Annotated in this window: 1 protein-coding gene; it reads left to right on the forward strand. The window is 47.8% G+C overall.

The window, feature by feature from the left end; genetic code table 11:
• A partial coding sequence (locus tag HMPREF1548_RS30050) for a hypothetical protein (protein WP_021637483.1) occupies positions 1-479 on the forward strand: 479 nt, incomplete at both ends.

Here is a 479-nt window from a genome sequence, read left to right on the forward strand (position 1 = left end):
GTACCTGGGGAAAGACAGGAAAGGACCGGAAATATTCTTTGATGAAGAGAAGCAGATAGAATATACGGAAGGAATGGATAAAGAACTGCTGTTGGAAGGAGTGACGGCGGTGGATGAAAAGGATGGGGACGTGAGTGACAGTCTTCTGGTGGAGAAGGTGGCAGGGACGAATGGGAAAGAAGTGATAGTGACATATGTGGCACGAGATGGGGCTAATAATGTGGGGAAGGCTTCAAGAGCTTTTACGGTAGTTAGCAGTAGTTATGGTGGAGGAGACAGTTTACCAGTGGAGGAAGAAACTCTTGAGACTGGGGACATGCCTGGAACAGAAGGAGCTACAGAAACAGAGACGGAAAGTAATGAGGAAGGCAGTTCTGGAGAGGCAGAAGGTCAGGACGAGAATCAGGGAGAAGGAGATAATGAGGGAGAACCAGCAGGCCCCAATCCGATATTGGTGTTGAATGCAGATATGATAGAAA

The organism is Clostridium sp. KLE 1755 (assembly GCF_000466465.2).
GTDB lineage: Bacteria > Bacillota > Clostridia > Lachnospirales > Lachnospiraceae > Eisenbergiella > Eisenbergiella porci.